General features: G+C 62.4%; 20 protein-coding genes. 11 read left to right on the plus strand and 9 right to left on the minus strand.

The features are described 5' to 3' along the window. Nucleotides 1-3: 3 nt before the first annotated feature. The 7 genes from H6M51_RS03305 to H6M51_RS03335 form a co-directional block, all read right to left on the minus strand. Nucleotides 4-1,599 (minus strand): carboxyl transferase domain-containing protein, encoded by a 1,596-nt coding sequence (locus H6M51_RS03305; protein WP_185808476.1) that lies wholly within the window; start codon nucleotides 1,597-1,599, stop codon nucleotides 4-6. After that, nucleotides 1,599-2,762 carry an isovaleryl-CoA dehydrogenase gene (locus tag H6M51_RS03310; RefSeq protein WP_185808477.1) on the minus strand — a complete coding sequence of 388 codons (1,164 nt, stop codon included), beginning with the start codon at nucleotides 2,760-2,762 and terminating at the stop codon, nucleotides 1,599-1,601. Before H6M51_RS03310 ends, H6M51_RS03305 begins: the two co-directional genes overlap by 1 nt. A 46-nt stretch (nucleotides 2,763-2,808) precedes the next feature. Continuing rightward, nucleotides 2,809-4,203 (minus strand): dihydrolipoyl dehydrogenase, encoded by a 1,395-nt coding sequence (gene lpdA, locus H6M51_RS03315; RefSeq protein WP_185808478.1) that lies wholly within the window; start codon nucleotides 4,201-4,203, stop codon nucleotides 2,809-2,811. A gap of 3 nt (nucleotides 4,204-4,206) precedes the next feature. Then, nucleotides 4,207-5,487, minus strand: a complete 1,281-nt coding sequence (locus H6M51_RS03320; protein WP_185808479.1) for a dihydrolipoamide acetyltransferase family protein — start codon at nucleotides 5,485-5,487, stop codon at nucleotides 4,207-4,209. A gap of 3 nt (nucleotides 5,488-5,490) precedes the next feature. Then, nucleotides 5,491-6,504, minus strand: a complete 1,014-nt coding sequence (locus H6M51_RS03325) for an alpha-ketoacid dehydrogenase subunit beta (RefSeq protein ID WP_185808480.1) — start codon at nucleotides 6,502-6,504, stop codon at nucleotides 5,491-5,493. A gap of 1 nt (nucleotide 6,505) precedes the next feature. Then, nucleotides 6,506-7,738, minus strand: a complete 1,233-nt coding sequence (locus H6M51_RS03330) for a 3-methyl-2-oxobutanoate dehydrogenase (2-methylpropanoyl-transferring) subunit alpha (protein ID WP_185808481.1) — start codon at nucleotides 7,736-7,738, stop codon at nucleotides 6,506-6,508. Nucleotides 7,739-7,886: 148 nt separating this feature from the next. Beyond that, complete coding sequence (locus H6M51_RS03335; RefSeq protein WP_185808482.1) at nucleotides 7,887-8,897, minus strand: AraC family transcriptional regulator; 1,011 nt, start codon at nucleotides 8,895-8,897, stop codon at nucleotides 7,887-7,889. 141 nt (nucleotides 8,898-9,038) lie between these two features. On the opposite strand from H6M51_RS03335, the gene H6M51_RS03340 reads away from it, so the two are divergent. From H6M51_RS03340 to H6M51_RS03390, 11 genes are all read left to right on the plus strand, one after another. Continuing rightward, nucleotides 9,039-9,806 carry a 3-hydroxyacyl-CoA dehydrogenase gene (locus H6M51_RS03340; protein ID WP_185808483.1) on the plus strand — a complete coding sequence of 256 codons (768 nt, stop codon included), beginning with the start codon at nucleotides 9,039-9,041 and terminating at the stop codon, nucleotides 9,804-9,806. 20 nt (nucleotides 9,807-9,826) lie between these two features. Further along, the gene (locus H6M51_RS03345) at nucleotides 9,827-11,014 is read left to right on the plus strand and encodes an acetyl-CoA C-acyltransferase (protein WP_185808484.1); all 1,188 of its coding nucleotides are present in this window, start codon (nucleotides 9,827-9,829) and stop codon (nucleotides 11,012-11,014) included. A gap of 15 nt (nucleotides 11,015-11,029) precedes the next feature. Continuing rightward, nucleotides 11,030-12,157, plus strand: a complete 1,128-nt coding sequence (locus tag H6M51_RS03350; RefSeq protein WP_185808485.1) for an acyl-CoA dehydrogenase family protein — start codon at nucleotides 11,030-11,032, stop codon at nucleotides 12,155-12,157. Between the two features lie 63 nt (nucleotides 12,158-12,220). Beyond that, on the plus strand, nucleotides 12,221-13,108 hold the full coding sequence (mmsB, locus tag H6M51_RS03355) for a 3-hydroxyisobutyrate dehydrogenase (RefSeq protein WP_185808486.1): 888 nt from the start codon (nucleotides 12,221-12,223) through the stop codon (nucleotides 13,106-13,108). Nucleotides 13,109-13,279: 171 nt separating this feature from the next. Continuing rightward, complete coding sequence (locus H6M51_RS03360) at nucleotides 13,280-14,251, plus strand: GlxA family transcriptional regulator (protein ID WP_185808487.1); 972 nt, start codon at nucleotides 13,280-13,282, stop codon at nucleotides 14,249-14,251. A gap of 31 nt (nucleotides 14,252-14,282) precedes the next feature. Continuing rightward, the gene (locus H6M51_RS03365) at nucleotides 14,283-14,942 is read left to right on the plus strand and encodes an XRE family transcriptional regulator (RefSeq protein WP_185808488.1); all 660 of its coding nucleotides are present in this window, start codon (nucleotides 14,283-14,285) and stop codon (nucleotides 14,940-14,942) included. An 89-nt stretch (nucleotides 14,943-15,031) separates the two neighbouring features. Further along, nucleotides 15,032-15,937 carry a glutamine amidotransferase family protein gene (locus tag H6M51_RS03370; RefSeq protein ID WP_185808489.1) on the plus strand — a complete coding sequence of 302 codons (906 nt, stop codon included), beginning with the start codon at nucleotides 15,032-15,034 and terminating at the stop codon, nucleotides 15,935-15,937. A 43-nt stretch (nucleotides 15,938-15,980) separates the two neighbouring features. Continuing rightward, a complete protein-coding gene (locus H6M51_RS03375) occupies nucleotides 15,981-16,667 on the plus strand; it encodes a GXGXG domain-containing protein (RefSeq protein ID WP_185808490.1) in 687 nt (228 codons plus the stop codon). Nucleotides 16,668-16,681: 14 nt separating this feature from the next. Further along, nucleotides 16,682-18,010 carry an FMN-binding glutamate synthase family protein gene (locus H6M51_RS03380; protein ID WP_185808491.1) on the plus strand — a complete coding sequence of 443 codons (1,329 nt, stop codon included), beginning with the start codon at nucleotides 16,682-16,684 and terminating at the stop codon, nucleotides 18,008-18,010. 85 nt (nucleotides 18,011-18,095) lie between these two features. Next, nucleotides 18,096-19,403: a type III glutamate--ammonia ligase gene (gene glnT, locus H6M51_RS03385; RefSeq protein WP_185808492.1), complete on the plus strand. Its 1,308-nt coding sequence runs from the start codon at nucleotides 18,096-18,098 to the stop codon at nucleotides 19,401-19,403. Nucleotides 19,404-19,509: 106 nt separating this feature from the next. Continuing rightward, nucleotides 19,510-20,535, plus strand: a complete 1,026-nt coding sequence (locus H6M51_RS03390; protein WP_185808493.1) for a LacI family DNA-binding transcriptional regulator — start codon at nucleotides 19,510-19,512, stop codon at nucleotides 20,533-20,535. A gap of 27 nt (nucleotides 20,536-20,562) precedes the next feature. Here H6M51_RS03390 and H6M51_RS03395 read toward each other — a convergent pair whose 3' ends face one another. Both H6M51_RS03395 and H6M51_RS03400 read right to left on the minus strand, forming a co-directional pair. Then, the gene (locus H6M51_RS03395; protein WP_185808494.1) at nucleotides 20,563-21,624 is read right to left on the minus strand and encodes a carbohydrate kinase family protein; all 1,062 of its coding nucleotides are present in this window, start codon (nucleotides 21,622-21,624) and stop codon (nucleotides 20,563-20,565) included. Next, complete coding sequence (locus H6M51_RS03400; RefSeq protein WP_185808495.1) at nucleotides 21,624-22,295, minus strand: D-lyxose/D-mannose family sugar isomerase; 672 nt, start codon at nucleotides 22,293-22,295, stop codon at nucleotides 21,624-21,626. The genes H6M51_RS03395 and H6M51_RS03400 overlap by 1 nt, the downstream gene beginning before the upstream one ends. Between the last annotated feature and the right edge of the window lie 3 nt (nucleotides 22,296-22,298).

The raw sequence follows: 22,298 nt of genomic DNA on the forward strand, positions 1-22,298 counted from the left end.
GCCTCACATCCGGAAAATGCCGAACTGCGCCCGTTCGGGGATCGGCGCGTTCAGCGTTGCGGAAAAGGCGAGGCCCAGTACGTCACGGGTCTGGGCGGGGTCGATGATGCCATCATCCCATATCCGGGCCGTCGCATAATAGGGATTGCCTTCGTCCTCGTATTTCTGGCGGATCGGCGCCTTGAACGCCTCGGCCTCCTCAGCGGTCCAGCTTTCGGCGTCGCGATGCACGGTCGCTAGCACCGAAGCGGCCTGTTCGCCCCCCATGACCGAAATGCGCGCATTCGGCCAGGTGAACAGAAAGCGCGGCTGGAAGGCGCGACCGCACATGCCGTAATTGCCGGCCCCGAAACTGCCGCCGATCAGCACGGTGATTTTCGGCACCTGTGCGCCCGCGACTGCGGTCACCAGCTTTGCACCGTGTTTGGCGATGCCTTCCGCCTCGTATTTCCCGCCGACCATGAAGCCGGAAATGTTTTGCAGGAAAAGCAGAGGGATCTGCCTCTGGCAGGCGAGTTCAATGAAATGGGCGCCCTTCAGGGCACTTTCGGAAAACAGGACGCCATTGTTGGCGAGGATGGCAATCGGAATGCCCCAGAGATGCGCGAAGCCGCAGACAAGGCTCGCTCCGTAAAGCGGCTTGAACTCCTGCAGTTCGGAACCATCGACGAGACGGGCGATCACCTCGCGCACGTCATAGGGTGTGCGCAGGTCCTGCGGGACCACGCCGTAGATCTCGTCGGCGCCGAACAGGGGCGGGCGCGGCTTGGTAAGCTCGATGTCCACCGTCTTCGGCCGGTTCAGCGTCGCAACGATGTCGCGCACGATCAGTAGGGCGTGTTCGTCGTTCTCGGCGACATGGTCGACAAGGCCGGACTTGCGGCCATGTACATCAGCCCCGCCCAACTCCTCTGCCGAGATCACCTCGCCTGTTGCGGCTTTGACCAGGGGTGGGCCGGCGAGAAAGATGGTGCCCTGGTTGCGGACGATTACCGTTTCGTCGGACATAGCAGGCACATAGGCGCCGCCCGCCGTGCAGCTTCCCATGACGCAGGCGATCTGCGGAATGCCTCCGGCAGACATCTGCGCCTGATTGAAGAAGATCCGGCCGAAATGATCGCGGTCGGGGAAGACATCGGCCTGATGCGGCAGGTTGGCGCCGCCGGAATCCACCAGATAGATGCAGGGCAGGCGGTTTTCCCAAGCAATCTCCTGTGCTCTCAGATGCTTCTTGACCGTCATCGGGAAATAAGCGCCGCCCTTCACCGTCGGATCATGGGCGATGATCATGCATTCGCGACCGGAGACCCGCCCGATGCCGGCAATCATGCCCGCGCCCGGGGCCTCGTCGTCGTACATGCCACCTGCGGCCAGTTGCCCGATCTCGAGGAAGGGAGAGCCGGCGTCTATAAGGCGCAGGACGCGATCCCGGGGCAGAAGCTTGCCGCGCGCGACATGCCGTTGGCGATGGCTTTCCGCCCCGCCAAGCGCTGCGGTTGCCACCTTGGACCGCAGTTCCTCGGCCAGGGCGCGGTTGCGCTTCGTATTGGCCTTAAAGCTTTCGCTGTCGCGGTCGAGCAGGGTCGAGAGTATCGGCATCAGCTTGTCTCTCCCGCGCCGATGACCTCCCGGCCGATCAACATCCGGCGCACCTCGTTGGTGCCCGCGCCGATATCGAGGAGCTTTGCATCGCGCCAATAGCGTTCGACGGGCCAGTCTTTGGTGTAGCCTGCGCCGCCGAGAGCCTGGATGGCCTGTTCGGCAACTTTAACAGCGTTCTCGGAGGCATAGAGGATGGCACCGGCGGCGTCCTGACGCGTTGTCCTGCCGGCATCGCAGGCTCGCGCCACGGCATAGACATAGGCGCGGGCGGAGTTCAGCGCCACGACCATGTCGGCGATCTTGGCCTGCATGAGCTGGAAGCTTCCGATCGGTCGGCCGAACTGCCGACGCTCCCTGACATAGGGCAGGACGACGTCGAGGCAGGCCTGCATGATGCCGAGCTGGATGCCGGAAAGCACGACCCGCTCATAGTCGAGGCCGGACATCAGGACCTTCGCCCCGCCGTTCAGCGGACCCATGACGTTTTCGCGCGGGACAAAGCAGTCCTGGAAGACAAGTTCGGCCGTTGGCGAGCCGCGCATGCCGAGTTTGTCGATCTTCTGGCCGATCAAGAAGCCGGGGAAATCCTTTTCGATGAGAAAGGCCGTGATGCCCTTCGATCCGGCTTCCGGCTCCGTCTTCGCATAGACCACGAGCGTCTGGGAATAGGGCGCATTGGTGATCCAGAATTTGGTGCCGTTCAGGCGAAAACCGCCCTCGACCCTGTCGGCGCGCAGCCGCATGGAGACGACGTCGGATCCGGCGCCGGCTTCGGACATGGCAAGGCTGCCGACATGGTCTCCGGAAATCAGTCCGGGCAGATATTTCGCCTTCTGCTCATCCGAACCCCAGCGCGCGATCTGGTTGATGCAGAGATTGGAGTGGGCGCCGTAGGACAGGCCGACCGAAGCCGAAGCGCGACTGATTTCCTCGCAGGCAACGACATGGTCGAGATAGCCAAGACCCAGACCGCCGTCCGTTTCCGCAACCGTCATGCCATGCAGGCCGAGAGCGCCCATGGCCGGCCAGAGTTCACGCGGAAAGCGATCCTGCGCGTCGATTTCGGCGGCGATCGGCGCGATGCGTTCGCGCGCGAAACGCGCTGTCGTCTCGCGGATCGCCTCCGCCATTTCGCCAAGCCCGAAGTCCATCTCAGTCATGTGGCTTCCTCTAGGATATGCTGTCATGCGGTCCGGCCTAAGTCGGTCAGATATGCAGCGCGTGTCCCAAGGCCCTCAGAGAGGCTTCCTGCAGGGCTTCGCCTCGCGTCGGGTGTGCATGGATTATCGCGGCGATGTCCTCCAGCCGCGCCCCCATTTCGATGGCCATGGCAAAGGTCGAGGCAAGTTCGGAGACGCCCGCTCCAACCGCCTGAAGCCCCAGCACGACATGGGTATCGGACCGGGCGACGACGCGCACAAAACCATCTTCATCCTCCACCGTCATCGCCCGTCCGTTTGCGGTAAAGGGGAACTGGCCGATCTTCACATCGAAGCCTTGTCTGCGGGCTTCTTCCGGCAAGAGGCCGGCGCTGACGATTTCAGGATCGGTGAAGCAGATGGCCGGAATGCAGCGCTTGTCCCAGGCGCGCTTGCGGCCGGCGACGATCTCCGCGACCATTTCGCCCTGCGCCATGGCGCGATGGGCGAGCATGGGCTCGCCGGTCACGTCGCCGATCGCGTAAACGCCGCGCATGGATGTGTGGCAGCGGTCATCGACCTGCAGGAACGAGCCGATCCGGTCGAGATCGAGTTCTTCGAGACCCGAACCCGTGGTGCGCGGCCGTCGCCCGACAGCGACCAGAATGCGATCGGCCGGCAGCTCGCGCCGTCCCCCTGCGGTCTCGACGATCAGCGCCTCGCCCGTGTCGGAAAGCCCCACGGCTCGCGCATTCGTCAGCACCTTGATGCCGCGTTCGCTCAACCTGCGCAGAACCGGTTTGACCAGATCGGCATCGTAGAGTGGCAGGATCTGCGATGTCGCCTCAACCACGGTGACCTCGGACCCCATCCGGGCGAAGGCCGTTCCAAGTTCGAGCCCGATATAGCCGCCGCCGACGACAACGAGCCGTTTGGGCAGTTCGGTCAGCGACAAGGCTTCGGTGGAGGAAATCACGCGCCCGCCAAACGGCAGGGCTGCAAGCTCGACGGAATCAGAACCGGTCGCAATCACCACGGTTTCGGCGCGGATGACCTGCTGGCCGGTTTCCGTGGACACTTCCACGGTCTTGCCGTCCCGAAAACGGGCGCGGCCATGAACGATCTTAACCCGTGCTTTCTGCAGGAGGCTGGAGACACCACCGGTCAGTCTGCCGACAATCGCGTCTTTCCAGGCCATGGTTTTGGACAGATCGATCGAAGGTGCCTCGACGCGAATGCCAAGGGCGTTCTCGCCGAGGGAGAGGGCGCGGGTCTTGTCGAAGGTCTCCGCCGCATGGATGAGCGCCTTCGAAGGAATGCAGCCGACCGTCAGGCAGGTGCCACCGGGGCGGCCTTCCTCGACAATGACGGTGTCAATCCCAAGCTGTCCTGCCTTGATGGCGCAGACATAGCCCCCGGGGCCGGCACCGATGATGAGAAGCTTGCAGGAAATCTCTTTCATGGCTCAGCCTTCGATAAAGATCAGCGCCGGGGTCTCCATCAGCACCCGCAGGCGCTGGACGAAGGTCGCCGCATTCCAGCCATCGACGATGCGGTGATCGAAGCTGGAAGACAGGTTCATCATCTTGCGCGGCACAAACTGCGTGCCGTCCCAGATCGGTCGTATGGCGATCTTGTTGACGCCGACGATCGCGACTTCCGGATGGTTGATGACCGGGGTCGAGACGATGCCGCCCAGCGCTCCAAGCGAGGTGATGGTGATGGTCGAGCCGGTCAGCTCGTCCCGCGTCGCCGTGCCGGCGCGGGTGGCTTCGGCAAGCCGGTTCATCTCGCTCGCGCAATCCCATATGCCGCGCGCCTCGGCATGTTTGACCACCGGCACGGCAAGACCGGCGGCGGTCTGGGTGGCGATGCCGATATGTACCGCGCCGAAACGGGTGAGCACGCCGGCGTCGTCGTCGAAGGTCGCGTTGACATCAGGTTGCTCGACGACCGCCTTGACCATGGCGCGCATCAGGAAGGGCAGGATCGTGAGCTTGGGCTGGTCGGGTCGACGTTCGCCATTCATCTTGGCGCGCAGTTCTTCAAGCGCCGTGACGTCCACTTCTTCCACATAGGTGATGTGGGGAATGCGCGAGGTGGAGACGACCATCTTCTCGGCGATCCGGCGCCGAAGACCGGTCAGCTTGATCTCCTCGCGCGCGGTCTTCTTGGCGAAGCCGGAGACCGCTGGTGCTGGATCGGCACCGCGAGCGAGAAACTGTTCGACGTCTTCGCGCAATATGCGTCCCGCCGGGCCGGTGCCGCGCAAGAGGCGCAGGTCGATGCCGTTCTCGCGCGCCAGCAGGCGCACCGAGGGGGCGGCGAGCGGCTTGTCGAATTCCGGAGGGGGTTGCCGGGCGGGGGCAGGAGCAGCTGCAGCGGCGGATGCTGAGGGCGAGGCTGACACGGGCTGAGGGCGCGGAGCGTCGTTGTTTGCAGGTGGCTTGGGCTGAGGCTGCGACGTGCTCGGAGAATCCGAGGTTGCCGGCTCGTCGCCCGTGGCATCCGTTGAAATCCGTATGAGGGGTGCCTTGACCGCGATCGTGTCACCCACTTCGCCGCCAAGCCATAGGACGGTGCCACTGACGGGCGTGGGGATTTCCACGGTCGCCTTGTCGGTCATGACAGCGGCCACCATCATGTCCTCGCGCACATGATCGCCGATCTTGACCATCCATTCGACGAGCTCGGCCTCTGCCACGCCTTCGCCGACATCGGGCATCTTGATCGTGAATTCGCCCATGGCTCAGGCCTCCATGACGTCGATGAGCGCCCGGCCGACCCTGCTGGGGCCGGGGAAATAGTCCCATTCCTGCGCATGCGGATAGGGCGTGTCCCAACCGGCGACGCGCATGACCGGCGCTTCCAGATGGTAGAAGCAGTGCTCCTGCACCAGCGACACGATCTCGCCGCCGAAACCGGAGGTCAGTGTCGCCTCATGCACCACGACGCAGCGACCGGTCTTGGCGACGGATTTGACGATGGCATCGAGATCCAGCGGCATCAGGCTGCGAAGGTCGATCACTTCGGCGTCGATGCCGGTCTCCTCGGCTGCGGCCAGCGCCACATGCACCATGGTGCCGTAGGTGATCACGGTAACCGCGGAACCCTCGCGGCGGATGTCCGCCTTGCCGATCGGGATGGTGTAATAGCCTTCCGGCACCTCGCCCAGCTGATGATTCGACCAGGGGGTCACCGGCCGGTCGTGATGGCCGTCGAAGGGGCCGTTATAGAGGCGCTTGGGCTCCAGAAAGATGACCGGATCCGGATCGGCGATCGCAGCGGTCAGCAGGCCCTTGGCGTCATAGGGATTGGACGGGACGACCACTTTGAGACCGCAGACATGGGTGAACAGGGCTTCCGGGCTCTGGCTATGGGTCTGTCCGCCAAAAATGCCGCCGCCGGTTGGCATGCGCACCACGATCGGGCAGGTGAAGTCACCGTTCGACCGATAGCGGATGCGGGCCGCCTCCTGGGTCAGCTGGTCGTAGGCGGGATACATGTAATCGGCAAACTGGATCTCGACGCAGGGCTTCAGGCCATAGGCCGCCATGCCGATCGCAGCGCCTACGATGCCGGATTCGTTGATCGGCGTGTCGAAGCAGCGGGTCTTTCCGTATTTTGCCTGTAGCCCCTGTGTGCAGCGGAATACGCCGCCGAAATAGCCGACGTCCTCGCCGAACACGACCACGTCGTCGTCGCGCTCCATGGAAACGTCCATGGCGCTGCGCACCGCTTCGATCATCGTCATTCTGGCCATGTCAGTATCCTGCCTGCTGGCGCTGTCGGCGCAGATGCGGCGGCATTTCGGCATAGACGCCTTCGAAGATGTCACGCACCGAAGGTTTGCCGCCAGCATGCAGCGTGCCGTTTTCCTCGGCCTTGCGCTGGGCGGTGATCACCTCGTCCATAATCTCGGCTTCCGCCTGGACATGCCTTTCCTCCGACCATGCTCCTTTGATGATCAGATGTTTCTTGAGGCGCAGGACGGGATCGCCGAGCGGCCAGGCTTCCGATTCCGTCTTGGGCCTGTAGGCGCTGGGGTCGTCGGAGGTGGAATGCGCCCCGACACGGTAGGTCACATATTCGACGAGCGTCGGCCCGAGATTGCGGCGTGCCCGCTCGGCGGCCCAGCAGGCGACCGCATAGACCGCGAGATAGTCGTTTCCGTCGACCCTGAGCGCCGGGATGCCAAAGCCCAGCCCCCGCGCGGCAAAGGTGCCCGAACCGCCGCGGGCAATGCCCTGAAAGGTGGAGATCGCCCACTGATTGTTGACGACATTAAGGACCACGGGGGCGCGGTAGGTGGAGGCAAAGACCAGAGCCGAATGAAAATCCGACTCGGCTGTCGAACCGTCACCGATCCAGGCGGCCCCAATGCGGCTGTCGTTCTTGATCGCCGATGCCATCGCCCAGCCGACAGCCTGGACATACTGGGTGGCGAGATTGCCGGAAATGGTGAAGAAGCCATGTTCCTTCGAGGAATACATGATCGGCAATTGCCGCCCGCGCAGCGGGTCAGCCTCGTTCGAGAAGATCTGGTTCATCATCTCGACCATGGGATAATCGTCGGCGATCAGAAGTCCGGCCTGCCGATAGGTCGGGAAGTTCATGTCGCCCTTTTTGAGCGCCTTGCGAAAGGCGCAGCTGACGGCTTCCTCGCCGAGATGCTGCATGTAGAAGGAGGTCTTGCCCTGCCGTTGTGCCATCAGCATCCGGGTATCGAAGGCTCTGAGCGTCATCATATGGCGCAGGCCGGTTCGCAATTCGTCGTCCGTCAGCAGGCCGGCCCAGGGGCCCACGGCCTCGCCGTCGCGGTTCAGAACGCGTATGATCGAATAGGCAAGGTCGCGGATGTCTTCGGCGGCCGCATCGACCGGCGGCCGGGGCACCGCACCTGCCTTGGCAATCTTGACGTTGGAAAAGTCAGGTTCCCCACCCGGCCGAACGGCGGGTTCGGGGACGTGCAGGCTCAGGTGAGCGGGTTCCACCATCGATTTCCTCCCGTGAAGACTGCTTCTCTCCCCAGAAGCGTGTCAATCAAGGAGGATGGTATTCGTCTTGCGAGTGGCAAGCCATGACAAAATTGGCTCGAATGCTTTGGCCATTTTTGCCATAGCTTCGGTCGCAGTATCTGTTCCGCTAAGCCGCATGAAACGATCTGGCGCTCTTGCGGAAAGCTTCGGGACTTTTACCCATCCACTTCTTGAATGCGCGGTAAAAGGCGCTCGGCTCCGAATAACCCAAACGGGCGGCGATCTCGCTGACGGTGTCCGTCGTGTTGATCAGCATGTCCCGGGCGAGGTCGCGGCGAATGTCGTCCTTGATGCCGGCATAACTTTGTCCCTCGTCGTGCAGCCGATGGCGAAGAGTCGACGGCGACATGCGCATGTCGCGGGCCAGATCTGCGAAGCTGCCCCAGTCTGCAGGCCCCTTCTGGTTCAATCGACGTCTGACGGTGGCAGCCGTGCCGGCGTCATAGCGATAGCGGATCAAGATGTTGGCCGGCGCTCCCCGAAGGAATTGCCGCAAGGCCTGCTCGTTGCGCGCAATCGGCAAGGCCAGCATGGAGGCATCGAAGCCGAGGCGGCTTACCGGTTGCGAAAAGCGAATGGGAGCGCCGAAGAAAAGCCGGTGCTCTGCGCTCAACTCCGGTTCGCTGCAGCGAAAATCCACAAGGCGGATCGGAATGCGTCTGCCCACCAGCCAGCAGGTCAATCCATGCAGGATGATCCAGTAGCTGCGATAGGCGAAGGCGGAGCGGGGCCTCCCGGTCTCGCAAAGCTCGATCACCGCCGTGCCGTCGCGCACCTCAAGCCGACCTGTCGGCTCGCCTAGCACGACATTGAGGAAACGCAATGCCCGCTTTAGCGCCCGCTCGAGTGTTGGCGCATGCAGCACGCAATGGCACAGGAGCGTGAAGCTGCCGCGTGGCATTGGCCGTTCGCCAAGGCCGAAGCACTCGTCATTCAGCTCCTCGGCAATTGCGAGCCAGAGGCGGCCGAAGGTCTGCGTCGAAACCGGCTGATCGACGACAGGCGGAAGGCCGATCCGGGACAGAAGCGGTTCTGTCGGTCTGCTGGCGCGTCTCAGGCTGTCGAGTGCCTCCTCGACGAAACCCGTCGAGATCATGTGTCGTTCGGTCTCAGCCATGGTCCTCGTTCGGCCTTAAATGCATCAGTGGCAAAAGTGGCCTCAAGAATGGATCGATTTCGTCATCGGTTGCAACTGTGAAACGCAGTAGTGTTGGTGCCATCGGCAGCTTCAGGCGAGGGCTGAAGGGGAGGAGGGTCGATGCGCATCGAGAATGGCTGTTTCATAGTGACCGGCGGTTGCTCCGGGCTCGGTGCTGCGACGGTGCGCATGATCAGCGAAGCGGGCGGTTGTGTCTTGATTGTCGATCGTGATCGCGATCGGGGCCCATCGCTAGCGCGGGAGCTTGGCGACAACGTTGCTTTTCTTGAAACAGACGTGACGCGTGCGCAGGATGGCGCCGCGGCAATCGAGGCTGCGACAAAAGCTTTTGGCCCTGTGCGGGGATTGATCAATTGCGCGGGTGTTGCGCCTGCCGAGAAGGTCGTCGGTCGCGAGGGGCCGCATGGGCTGGAGAGCTTCGAACGGACGATCGGGATCAACCTTGTCGGCACCTTCAACATGATCCGGCTCGCCGCTGCCGCGATCCAGACGAACGAACCTGATGCCGAGGGTGAACGTGGCGTCATCATCAATACCGCTTCCGTGGCCGCCTTCGACGGCCAGATCGGTCAGGCGGCCTATGCTGCGTCCAAAGGCGGGATTGCCGCCATGACCCTGCCGATCGCCCGTGAACTCGCACGGTTCGGCATTCGCGTCATGGCGATTGCGCCCGGCGTGTTCGAGACGCCGATGATGGCCGGGATGCCGGAGCAGGTGCGCGAAGGTCTGGCGGAGAGCGTGCCGTTTCCGCCCCGCCTCGGCAGACCGGCCGAGTTCGCAGCCCTTGTCCGCCACATCATTGAAAACACGATGCTCAACGGGGAGGTCATCCGCCTCGATGGAGCCATCCGCATGGGTGCGCGCTGATCGCTGCTTCAGGAGGAAAAATGGGATTTCAGGATCCAATCGTCATTGTCGGTTCTGCCCGAACCCCGATCGGGAGCTTTCAGGGCGAGCTGAAGGAGATGACCGCAGCCGCGCTGGGCGCTGCTGCCATACGGGCGGCGCTCGACCGCAGCGGGCTTCCAGCCGAGGCCGTCGAAGAGATCTTGTTCGGCTGTGTTCTGCCGGCCGGCCAGGGCCAGGCTCCGGCACGCCAGGCAGCAATCGCGGCAGGTCTGCCTCTCTCGGCGGGGGCTACGACCGTCAACAAGATGTGCGGCTCGGGCATGAAGGCGGCCATGCTCGCTCATGACTCGCTGGTTGCCGGAAGCGCCTCCGTCGCTGTGGCAGGCGGCATGGAGAGCATGACGAATGCGCCCTACCTGCTTGACCGCGCCCGCGCCGGCTACCGGCTCGGGCATGGGCGCGTGCTCGATCACATGTTTCTCGATGGTCTTGAGGATGCTTATGACAAGGGCCGGCTGATGGGCACTTTCGCGGAAGATTGCGCCGAGGCCTATCAGTTTACGCGCGAGGCACAGGACGCCTATGCCGTCGCCTCGCTCACGCGCGCAACAAAGGCTATCGCCGATGGCAGTTTCGAGCGTGAAGTCGTGCCGGTAGTCGTCAAAGCCGGCAAGACGGAAACGGTGATCAGCCGCGACGAGCAGCCGGGCAAGGCAAAGCCGGAGAAGATCCCGACGCTGAAGCCCGCCTTCCGCGACGGCGGTACTGTGACGGCTGCCAATTCCAGCTCGATCTCTGATGGTGCGGCTGCACTCGTCCTGATGCGACGCTCGGAAGCGGCGCGGCGTGGTCTTGCTCCGCTTGCCACGATCGTTGGGCACGCCACGCATTCGCAGGCGCCTAACCTGTTTGCCACCGCGCCGATCGGTGCCCTGCGGAAACTTTCCGATCGCATCGGCCTGCCGCTCTCTGAGGTCGACCTGTTCGAAATCAACGAAGCCTTTGCCGTCGTCGCCATGGCCGCGATGCGTGACCTCGATCTGCCGCATGACAAGGTCAACATTCATGGCGGCGCCTGTGCGCTGGGTCACCCGATCGGTGCATCCGGAGCGCGGATCCTGGTGACGTTGATCGCCGCACTCGAACGCTACGATCTGAAACGCGGCATGGCGGCTCTCTGCATTGGCGGTGGCGAAGCCACGGCGATTGCCATCGAGCGGGCGTGATTGGAGGAAGACGGGATGGTTCTTTCGGAGCTTCAACAGCAGATCCTCGAGATGACGCGCAGCTTTGCCCGCGAGCGGCTTGCCCCTGGCGCTGCCGACCGCGACCGCCAGCACCGCTTCCCGCGCCAGGAATTGACCGAAATGGGGGAGCTCGGGCTGCTTGGCATGCTGGTGCCGGAAGCCTACGGGGGCTCGGACACCGGTGCGCTCGCCTATGCAATCGCGGTCGAGGAAATTGCCGCGGGCGATGGCGCCTGCTCGACGATCATGAGCGTCCACAGCTCGGTGGGTTGTGTGCCGATTCTGAAGTTCGGGACGGAAGAGCAGCAGCAGCGCTTCCTGCCGAAACTGGCTTCGGGTGAATGGATCGGCGGTTTCGCCCTGACGGAGCCGCAGGCCGGATCGGATGCCTCCAACCTCAAAACCCGTGCACGGCGGGAGGGTGACCATTACGTTATCGACGGTGCCAAGCAGTTCATCACCTCGGGCAAGAACGGCCATGTCATCATCGTGTTTGCGGTGACCGATCCCAGCGCGGGTAAAAACGGCATCACGGCCTTCATCGTGCCGACGGATACACCGGGCTACGAGGTCCTGCGCGTCGAGGAGAAGCTCGGTCTCAACGCGTCAGACACCTGCCAGATTGCCTTCAACGGGATGAAAATTCCCGTCGAAAACAGGCTCGGAGAGGAAGGAGAAGGCTACCGCATCGCGCTTTCCAATCTGGAGGGAGGGCGTATCGGTATCGCCGCTCAGTCGGTCGGGATGGCGCAGGCGACCTTCGAGGCGGCGCGCGATTACGCCGGCGAGCGAAAGGCTTTCGGCAAAGCGATTGCAGAGCATCAGGCGGTTGCCTTCCGTCTCGCCGATATGGCGACACAGATCGAGGCTGCAAGACAGCTCGTCTGGCATGCAGCCTCGCTGCGCGAGGCGGGCATCCCATGCATTTCACAAGCCTCGATGGCGAAGCTCTTCGCGTCCGAAATGGTGGAGCGCGTCTGCTCGGATGCGATCCAGATCCATGGTGGCTATGGCTATATGCGGGATTATCCGGTCGAGCGGATCTACCGGGATGCCCGTATCTGCCAGATCTACGAGGGCACAAGTGATGTGCAGCGCATGGTGATCGCGCGCAACCTCTAGGACGAGTGACCGGCAAGGGAGACCTCCCGGTCAGGACCGATCTCAGCGAAAGGATGAAACGGCATGTTCGAGACGATAGCCTTCATTGGTCTTGGCAATATGGGTGGGCCGATGGCTGCCAATCTCGTCAAGGCGGGATATCCTGTGCGCGGGTTTGATCTGTCTGAAGCGGCGAAGCTGGCCGCGAGAGAGAGCGGCATAAGGCTCTGCGATACGGCGGCGGAAACCCTGACAGGCGCTACGATCATCATCACCATGCTGCCTGCCGGTCATCATGTCCTGTCGGTCTGGAGCGAACTGGTCGCGGTTGTCGATCAGGGGACACTGATGATCGATTGCTCGACGATCGATGTGGACAGCGCCCGAAAATGCCATGCGCTTGCCGATGGGGCCGGCTGCCTGTCGCTCGATGCGCCGGTCTCCGGTGGAACAGCCGGGGCAAGTGCGGGCACGCTGACCTTCATGGTCGGCGGTGAGGCGAGTGCTTTGCACCGGGGCCGCGCCATCCTGGAAGCCATGGGACGGCGGGTCGTGCATTGCGGTTCGGCCGGTGCCGGTCAGGCTGCCAAGATCTGCAACAATATGATCCTCGGGATCACCATGGCAGGGGTCTGCGAGGCCTTCGTGCTTGGCGAGAAGCTCGGGCTGTCGCATCAGGCCCTGTTTGATGTGGCCTCGACATCATCGGGCCAGTGCTGGGCGATCAGCACGAACTGCCCGGTGCCCGGACCCGTTCCGACATCGCCGGCAAACCGGGACTACAAGCCGGGTTTCGCCGCAGCCTTGATGCTCAAAGACATGCGGCTGTCGCAGGACGCGGCCAAATCGACCGGCACGGTGACGGCGCTCGGCGCCCAGGCCACCGCGCTTTACGATCTGTTCGAAAAGCTGGGGCGTGGGAACGAAGACTTTTCGTCTCTGATCAACTATCTCCGCGATCAGTCCGCTTGAATTCCTGACTGGCGATGGTTCTGGTTCAAGCGCGATCGATACAGCTGCTGTCGCCGAAGGGGCCATAAGGAAGCCAGAACCGTGTTGTGGCGCCTCGGTATAGTCCTTCGCGTCGCGGCCCGCTGCGGAGCCAAATTGCATAATCAGGCCATTTTCGTTTAGATTGGAGACATGATTGTCTCCGCCCCTACGACCCAGCGCTATGGCTTCGTTTTGATGCCGAATTTCGCGTTGATGTCCTTTGCCTCGGCGACGGAACCGCTGAGAGCGGCCAATCTGATTGCGCAGACGCCGCTTTATGAGGTCAGGTCGCTGTCAGCAGGTGGTCTGCCTGTGCAATCGTCTTCCGGATTTGCCGTTCCGTGTGACGATCTCGCCCGTGAGGGTGTGTTCTGCCATACCGTTTTCGTGGTGGCCGGTGGCAATCCGGAGGACTGGTCCGAAACCTCTGCCCTCTTGCCGCTGCTGCGCCGGCTAGCCCGGCAGGGGGTGCGCATCGGCGGTATCTCCAGCGGCTCCTTCATTCTGGCCGCTGCCGGTTTGCTGGATGGCCGCGACTTTACCATTCACTGGGAGCATGCTCCGGCTCTGAGGGAAGCCTTTCCGCATCTTTCCCCTCGCCAGGCGCGCTACGTTATCGACGGCGACCGGGTGACCTGCGGTGGCGGGGTGGCACCGCTCGACCTGATGCATGCCGTGATCGCCAGCCGCATGGGTTCGGCTTTTGCCCGTCGCGTCAGCGACTGGTATCTGCACACGGCTGTTGCCGAGCCAACCGCACCGCAACGAGGATCGTCCAGCGAACGCTACGGAACCCATCATCCCGCGCTGATCACGGTGCTCGAGAAGATGGAGACATCGATCGAACAGCCGCTTGATCGGCTGAGCATGGCGCGTCTTGCAGGTGTGAGCCCCCGCCATCTCGATCGCCTGTTCGCAGAGCATCTCGGCATCAGTTTCCTTGCCTGTTATCGCAAGATCCGGCTCGATCATGCCCGGCGCCTGCTGGAGCAAAGCCCGCTCTCGCTCTCTGAACTTGCCTTCGCCACGGGATTTTCCAGCGCATCGCATTTTTCCCGAGCGTTCAAAGAGCAGTTTGGCGTGACGCCAAAATCCGCTAGAGCAAGCAAACGAGCGCGCTAGAGACGCGATGAGACGAGGAGGACGGGAAACCATGGCAAAAAGTGGGAAAGAACTGGCGAACCCTGCCAAGCCGGCGCTGGTCCAGGATCCCCATGCCGTGCGTGAGCCGCGTGCCAACAACCTGGAAATGGCGATCGGCCATGAGGTGAGGACCTATCGCAAAAAGCTCGGCATCACTGTCGCCGACATGGCAGCGGCCACCGGCATGTCCGTCGGCATGCTCTCAAAGATCGAAAACGGCAACATCTCGCCGTCGCTGACCACCCTGCAAGCGCTCTCCAAGGCGCTCGGCGTGCCGATCACCGCCTTCTTCCGGGGCTTCGAGGAGCCGCGCAGTGCAAGCTTCGTCAAGGCGGGCGAAGGCGTCAATCTCGAACGCCGCGGTACCCGTGCCGGGCATCATTACAGTCTGCTCGGCCATATCGAGAACAACACCTCAGGCGTGACCGTCGAGCCCTATCTGATCACGCTGAATGCCTCCTCGGATGTCTTCCCGACCTTCCAGCACGAGGGCATGGAGTTCCTCTACATGCTGGAAGGCGAGGTCGTTTATCGCCATGGCGACAGCCTCTACCGTATGGAAGCCGGCGATAGTCTGTTCTTCGACGCGGATGCGCCGCATGGGCCCGAGGAACTGGTCAAGCTGCCGGCACGCTATCTCTCCATCATCTCCTACCCACAACAACGATAGTTGCTCTCGGAGAAAAATTTATTCCCTGAAATTGATTTTTGCCGCTGCGCCTGTTAGCTCTGTCTCCAGCAAAACTGGAGATATCGGCCATGTGCGGCATTGTTGGCTTATTCCTCAAGGACAAGAGGCTGGAACCTCGTCTCGGGGATCTGCTGTCGGATATGTTGATCACCATGACCGATCGCGGACCGGATTCGGCCGGGATCGCGATCTATGGCGGCGCAGCTGCCGGTAAGGCCAAGGTTACAATCCAGTCGTCCGATCCGGTGACCGGTTTTGCGGGCCTCGATGCAGATCTCGCGAAAGCCGGTCTTGAGGCTTTGGTTACGGTCAAGAGCACCCATGCGGTGGTGGAGATCGCAGCTTCCAGGCTTGGCGATGTCAGGACGGTACTTGCGCAAATCCGCCCGCATGTTCGCATCATGGGGTCGGGCGAAAGCGTCGAGATCTTCAAGGAAATCGGCCTGCCGAAGGATGTCGTGTTGCGCTTCGACGTGCGCTCGATGGGCGGCACGCATGGCATCGGCCACACACGCATGGCCACCGAAAGCGCGGTCACCACGCTCGGCGCACACCCGTTCTCGACGGGAGCGGACCAGTGCCTTGTGCATAACGGGTCCCTGTCGAACCACAACAATCTGCGGCGAGAACTGATCCGCGAGGGCATGGTCTTCGAGACCCAGAACGACAGTGAAGTGGCCGCTGCCTATCTCACCGCCGAGATGGCCAAGGGCAAGGATCTCGGCCAGGCGCTGACCGGCGCGCTGGATGATCTCGACGGCTTCTTCACCTTTGTCGTCGGGACAAAGTCCGGCTTCGGCGTGGTGCGCGATCCGATCGCCTGCAAGCCCGCCGTCATGGCCGAGACCGATCAGTATGTCGCTTTCGGTTCGGAATACCGGGCGCTCGTCAACCTGCCCGGTATCGAAACTGCTCGGGTCTGGGAGCCGGAGCCGGCGACCGTCTACTTCTGGGACCACGATAAAGCCGCCTGACCGCTCCCCGACGCCTGGTCCTCACGACACGAAAGCTCTCAGCATGCCTGTCTTCGATCTCTCCCAAACCCCCTTGCGGGACCTGAACAGCGCCCTGCACAAGCTTGGCGCCGGCGCAAACGATACCGCGTTCGAAGTGGTCAATCCGCGCGGTCACCATGCCGTTGCCGTTGGTATCGATGCTCCTGTCACCGTCGAGGTGAGGGGCTCGGTCGGTTACTACTGCGCCGGCATGAATGACGGTGGCACGGTTACGGTTCACGGCTCAGCTGGACCGGGCGTGGCAGAAAACATGATGTCCGGGACAGTCATCATCGAGGGCGATGCTTCGCAATATGCCGGGGCCACGGGCCGAGGCGGGCTGCTTGTCATCAAGGGCAATGCCGCCTCCCGTTGCGGCATTTCGATGAAGGGCATCGATATCGTCGTCAAAGGTTCGATCGGGCATATGTCCGCCTTCATGGGGCAATCCGGCCATCTGGTTGTCTGCGGCGATGCGGGGGAAGCGCTCGGCGACAGCATCTACGAAGCCAAACTCTTCGTCCGCGGTACGGTGAAGAGCCTCGGCGCCGATTGCATCGAAAAGGAAATGCGCCCCGAACATCTCGAAAAGCTTACGGAACTGTTGGGGAAGGCCGGGATCAGCGACGTCAAGCCGGAAGAGTTCAAACGCTATGGTTCGGCTCGCAAGCTCTACAACTTCAACATCGACAATGCCGACGCGTATTGAGGCGAGGAACAGCCATGAGCTACCACAACCCGTTTACCCCGCCCCGCAAGTCCGCAACCTTTGATGATCATACGCTGGCCGAGATCCGCCGCGCGGCGGCAACCGGCATCTACGACATCCGCGGTGGCGGCACGAAACGCAAGGTTCCGCATTTCGACGACCTGCTCTTCCTCGGCGCCTCGATCTCCCGCTATCCGCTCGAAGGCTATCGCGAGAAGTGCGACACATCCGTCGTTCTGGGCACCCGCTTTGCCAAGAAGCCGATCGAGCTGAAGATCCCAATCACCATCGCCGGCATGAGCTTTGGCGCGCTCTCCGGCAACGCCAAGGAGGCGCTGGGGCGCGGCGCGACGCTTGCCGGCACCTCGACCACAACGGGCGACGGTGGCATGACTGACGAGGAACGCGGCCACAGCCAGACACTGGTCTACCAGTATCTTCCCTCGCGCTACGGCATGAACCCGAAAGACCTGCGCCGCGCCGATGCGATCGAGGTTGTGGTCGGTCAGGGGGCAAAGCCCGGCGGCGGCGGCATGCTGCTCGGCCAGAAGATCTCCGATCGTGTCGCCCAGATGCGCAATCTGCCGATGGGCATCGACCAGCGCTCCGCCTGCCGCCACCCGGACTGGACAGGCCCCGATGATCTCGAAATCAAGATCCTCGAACTGCGGGAGATCACCGACTGGGAGAAACCGATCTATGTGAAGGTCGGCGGTGCTCGCCCCTATTACGACACAGCTCTTGCCGTCAAAGCGGGCGCCGATGTGGTGGTTCTCGACGGCATGCAGGGCGGAACGGCCGCGACCCAGGACGTCTTCATCGAGCATGTGGGCATGCCGACACTCGCCTGCATCAGACCTGCCGTCCAGGCGTTGCAGGACCTCGGCATGCACCGAAAGGTCCAGCTGGTGATCTCGGGGGGTATCCGCTCCGGTGCCGATGTTGCAAAGGCTTTGGCACTCGGTGCGGATGCCGTGGCGATCGGCACAGCAGCGCTCGTTGCCATCGGCGACAATGACCCGAAGTGGGAAGCGGAATACCAGAAGCTTGGTACGACGGCCGGGGCCTATGACGACTGGCATGAGGGCAAGGATCCGGCCGGCATCACGACACAGGATCCGGAACTTGCCGCCCGCCTCGATCCGGTTGCCGCCGGTCGCCGTCTCGCCAACTATCTCAAGGTCATGACGCTGGAGGCACAGACCATTGCCCGCGCCTGCGGCAAGAACAAGCTCACCAATCTTGAACCGGAGGATCTCTGCGCGCTGACGATGGAGGCGGCCGCCATGGCGCAAGTGCCGCTCGCCGGCACCAGCTGGTACCCCGGCAAAGGAGGCTTCTAAAACCTGATGGCCGCATCCGACTCCCACGGATGCGGCCATTTCCTTTCAACCAATGTGTCTCAATCCATAAAAACAGGGGAACGACGTGACACAGGACCTTGCAAGCTTCGCTGCCGCGCGCGGCGTGAAATACTTCATGATCAGCTATACCGATCTCTTCGGCGCCCAGCGCGCCAAGCTGGTCCCGGCTGAAGCGATCGCCGATATGCAGAAGGATGGTGCAGGTTTCGCCGGTTTTGCGACCTGGCTCGATCTAACGCCTGCCCATCCTGACCTTTTTGCCATTCCCGATGCATCCTCGGTCATCCAGCTGCCCTGGAAAAAGGACGTCGCCTGGGTCGCCGCCGACTGCATGATGGATGATCAGCCCGTCGCTCAGGCGCCGCGCGTGGTCCTGAAGACGCTTGTTGCTGAGGCTGCCGCGCATGGTCTGCGGGTCAAGACAGGTGTCGAACCTGAATTCTTCCTGATTTCGGCCGATGGCGAAAAGATCTCGGATGGGTTCGATACGGCTGAGAAACCCTGCTACGACCAGCAGGCACTGATGCGCCGCTACGACGTGATCGCCGAGATCTGCGATTACATGCTGGAACTCGGCTGGAAGCCCTATCAGAACGACCACGAGGATGCGAACGGCCAGTTCGAGATGAACTGGGAATATGACGACGCGCTGAAGACCGCCGACAAGCATTCCTTCTTCAAGTTCATGGTGAAGTCTGTTGCAGAGAAGCATGGCCTTCGCGCCACCTTCATGCCGAAACCCTTCAAGGGGCTGACCGGCAATGGCTGCCATGCCCATATCTCGGTCTGGGATCTCGAGGGCGGGGTCAACGCTTTTGCCGACAAGGACATGCCGTTCGGCCTTTCGGCGAAAGGCAAGACCTTCCTCGGTGGCATCATGAAACATGCCTCCGCGCTTGCCGCGATCACCAATCCCACGGTCAACTCCTACAAGCGCATCAACGCGCCGCGCACGGTTTCCGGTGCGACCTGGGCTCCGAACACGGTGACCTGGACCGGCAACAACCGCACCCATATGGTGCGCGTGCCCGGCCCCGGTCGTTTCGAGCTGCGTCTGCCCGACGGCGCGGTCAATCCTTACCTGCTTCAGGCGATCATCATCGCGGCGGGTCTGAGCGGCCTGAAGAGCAATGCCGATCCGGGCCCGCATCACGACATCGACATGTATCGCGATGGCCACCTGGTGAAGGATGCACCGCGTCTGCCACTCAACCTGCTTGATGCGCTGCGTGCCTACGGGAAGGATGAGGATTTGCAGGCGGCCTTGGGTGCAGAATTTTCCGCCGCATATCTGAAGCTGAAGCACAGCGAGTGGGACAGCTATTGTTCCCATTTCACTGCCTGGGAGCGTCAGGCGACTTTGGACGTGTGATCGTCTCCTGGTCCCTGTCAGATGCTGCATCCCGTTCATACTCTCGACTTGCGGAGGCGGCGGAATCTGCTTACTCCGTCAGCCCTGTGCAGCAGGAAAGCCGGAGATGACAGCCAGTATCAGAACGATAGCGAAGGTTGCCGAAACATCGGTCTCGTCCGTGTCACGCGTTCTGAACAACAGTGGCTATGTATCCCCGGAAGTGCGCCAACGGGTAGAGACGGCGATCCGGGATCTCAACTATGCGCCGAGCAAGGGCGCCCGGATGTTGAGGGGCGAGGCCAGCCGGATGATCGGCCTGATGCTGCCATCGATAGACGTGCCCTTCTTCGGCATCCTGGCCAACACGATCGAACGCGAGCTCTTCGAGCGCGGCTATCACACCCTGATCTGCAGTTCCGCCGAGAACGAAGAGCACGAGGCACGCTATGTCGCGATGCTCAGAGCGCAGCGGGTCGAGGGCGTGATCGTCGCGAGCGCCTATGGTGGAACCGCGCATCTCAAGCCCCTGGCGGATTCCGGCATTCCGATCATCGCGATCGACCGTGAGCTTCAAGGCATATCGGATGACGCCATCATGGCTGACCATGTGGAGGGTGGGCGCATCATGGCCCAGCACCTCATCGACCTTGGTCATCGAAAGGTCGCAGTGGTCGGAGCGCCCGGTCACAGCCAACCGATCCGGCTGCGCCTGCAGGGCATCCGGGAGGTCTTGCGCCACCATGGGCTGTCGCCCGTCACAGAGGCAATCGGCGAGGATCACAGTTTCCCGGCCATCTATTCACTGGCCGAGAAGGTCCTGCATGATCATGGCGACCTTACCGCGATCGTCGGAACGACGGATATCGCAGCCATCGCGGTCATCCATGCTGTCCGCGACAGTGGCCGCAGCGTGCCAGAGAACTGCTCGGTGATCGGTTTCGACGATCTGCCAGAAGCGGCTTATGTTTTACCGAGACTGACGACTGTGGCGCAGCCGATCCGTGATGTCGCGCTGGAGGCCACTCGACGACTGGAGGAGCGACTTGGCCATCGTCAGCCGTCATTCGATCATCGGCCCGCATCAGTGACGCGCCTGCCTGTGCGATTGATCGTCAGGGAATCCACCGCCCCGGTTTCGGTCAGGGGCTAAGGCCATCCAACCGCCGCCAGCCGGCAGTTATGCCGTTGTCGGAACGTCCTGGCCGATTTCAGCCAGCAGGACCGATATGTCGGGTATGCCATCCGTCGCGGTTGCGCCACCAAGACAATGGACCGCCGCGCGATGGGCGACGATCGAGGTGGTTTCGATCGGCCAGCCCTCATGCAGTCCGTAGAGGACAGCCGCGCAAAAGGCATCGCCGGCACCCACGGGGCTGACGATCTTCGCTGGATCCACGGGGAAAGCTGGGGTCACAACGGGAGCTTGTTGCGGTGTGAGCCAGATGGAGAGTTCCGGTGCATGGATGACGACGCCTCTGGCGACGCCGCCATCCAGGAGCCTCTCACCTGCCGCCTCCAGCGCTGACATCAACAGCCCGCCCGCCTCATCGCGAACGGTCATCCCGGTTGCGCGTCCGGCTTCGGTCTCGTTGACGATCACGTAGTCGCAATGGGGCAGGGCGGCAGCGACCTGCGCGGCAAAGGCGGGATCCTCGCTCGAGACGAAATCGACGCAGGTAACGAGGCCTGCTTCGCGCGCGGCTTTCAGCAGACGGGCTGCTCCGGAGGAGCCGGCTTCGTCCAGGCGGTCCAGTGCCGGCAAGAGCATCAGGTAGCCCAGATAGAAAATCCGATGTCCGCTTGCGGCATAGGCTCTGGGATCGATCGCATCCTCGGTCAGGAGATCATTGGAGCCACCGTGATAGAAGAAGGTTCGGCTCTGTCCTGGCACATTCATGACATGGGTATGCGCCGTTGCATGACCCTTCAGTGTCCTCAGGCCCGTCACGTCGATGCCAAGCGAGGCGTGGCGATCGCGGACATATTCGCCGTCCCTGTCCTCGCCCACGGCGCCTGCGACCGAAAGCCGACCCTTGAAGCCGAACGAGGCGAGGTCGGTCACCACATTGGCTGCGCCGCCGCCGACGCCGAGATCCTGGTGCAGGATATGGGCGAGGCTTCCCTGTTCAGGCCAGTATGACAGTGTGTGGATGCGATCGACGATGAAGTTGCCGACGCAGACGATGCCGCCCGTCTCTTCCGTTTCCTGTCCGTTTCGAACCTCCTCCCCGGCTCTCATCAGACACTCCCTTCGTTCCAGAGCGGTCGGAGCGGTGGCTCGTCCTCCTCGATTTCGGCGAAACGACCGATGGGTTCGAGGAAATAGTTGTCCGTACGGTCGTCGTTGACCTCACTGACTTCGCCGACCAGAACCGGGCCCTTTCCTGCCGCCCCATAGAAACGGTGATAGAGACCGGTCGGGATAGTTACGCTTTGGCCGGGATGCAGCACCAGGGGCTCCCAGGTGCGTAGGTGCCGGGCAAGGCCATCAACCAGCACCGTAACATCGGCATTGGTGGTCCTGCCCATCTCATCGGCGGCGCAGAATTCGACGACGAGATCACCACCGGCGCGGTTGATGATGTCCTCCTGCTTGGCCTTGTGCAGATGTGCGGGTGTCAGCTGTCCCTCCTGAATGAAGAGCAGTTTTTCCGCATAGCTGCGTTCGCCCTTCATGCCGAGGATACCGTTGCGCAGGCAGAAGAGCACGAGCCCCTGGTCGGCAAAACGGCCCGAGCCGAAGTCGGTGACATCCCAGCCGAGCTGGCGGCTGCGCAGATATTGCGAGGCCTCGGGATTGGCGGCGAAGTCTGCCACGGTCCATGTTCCCCATACCGGCAGCGACCAGCGCCAGGTCTCGAGCATTTCGATCGCAAAGCGCAATGCTGCGTTGATTTCCGAGCGTTTCATGGC

Source organism: Rhizobium sp. AQ_MP (genome assembly GCF_014237835.1).
Taxonomy (GTDB): domain Bacteria; phylum Pseudomonadota; class Alphaproteobacteria; order Rhizobiales; family Rhizobiaceae; genus Allorhizobium.